Source organism: Oleiphilus sp. HI0043, assembly GCF_001634935.1.
In genome coordinates this window covers 1-927 of record NZ_LWEY01000304.1, presented here as the reverse complement: position 1 = coordinate 927, position 927 = coordinate 1, and the positions used below count along the sequence as shown (strand labels likewise).

The following is a 927-nucleotide window of genomic DNA, read 5'->3' as shown; positions in this document are numbered from 1 at the left end:
TCATCCAAAGTGTAGCTGTACCGCAATGTACGTGAGTCGTTAACGGCTTAGTCGTTCGTTGCGGTAAACAGTTGTAAAACTGCTAAGGTTATTAAAATGCTTTGTAATGGTGTTAAGCTTAGCTGAAAAATAAGGTTAGTGAAAACTATATAAAAGTAACTAATAGTAACTTCGCGACCGATATTGCTCATATAAGACAACTTAAAACGACCTCAATTATGAAAAGCCCAAATATCCGCTGGCACGACCATCAAATCCAAAGAGAAGACCGTGCTAAGCAAAAACATCAAAAGCCCTGCATGATCTGGTTTACCGGCCTTAGTGGTGCAGGTAAGTCTAGTGTCGCGAATGCCTTAGATGCGATGCTCTACGAGAAAGGTAAGCATACCTACCTTTTAGACGGTGACAATGTTAGGCATGGATTGACGAAGGATCTGGGTTTTTCTGCTCAAGACCGAATTGAAAATATCAGACGAATTGGTGAGGTAGGAAAACTTTTTGTCGATGCGGGTTTGATTGTCCAGTCTGCGTTTATTTCTCCTTTTAATTCAGATCGACAAATGGTGAGAAAGCTCTTCCCTATAGGGGAGTTTATTGAGGTTTATATTTGTACTGATCTTAGTGTTTGTGAGCGGAGAGACCCGAAAGGTTTGTATAAAAAGGCGAGGGCTGGAGAGATTCGAAACTTTACGGGTATTGACTCTACATATGAAGCCCCCGAAGATCCTGAACTCGTGGTTGACGCGGGTGTTTTAAGTATAGAAGGTGCAGCAAAGGAAGTTTTTGATTACTTGGTTTTGCGTGGATATGTCTAGCAAACACTAGAATGGCTTGCTTTGAATATAGAGCTTAGCTACAGTGAAAATCTGGAATTTTAATCATAGGGTTTAAAGGATGAAGTTTAATAAAGTTGGGCGATTGTTCATA

General features: G+C 40.5%; 1 protein-coding gene. It reads left to right on the top strand.

The window, feature by feature from the left end; all coding sequences use genetic code 11:
* Positions 1 to 218: 218 nt before the first annotated feature.
* Entirely contained in the window at positions 219 to 815 is a 597-nt protein-coding gene (gene cysC, locus A3729_RS04285; protein WP_068515286.1) for an adenylyl-sulfate kinase, read from the top strand.
* Positions 816 to 927 lie beyond the last annotated feature (112 nt).

What these genes read in the sequence shown, in the direction of transcription:
- cysC (WP_068515286.1), top strand. Translation starts at nt 219, where the DNA reads ATGAAAAGCCCAAATATCCGCTGGCACGACCATCAAATCCAAAGAGAA.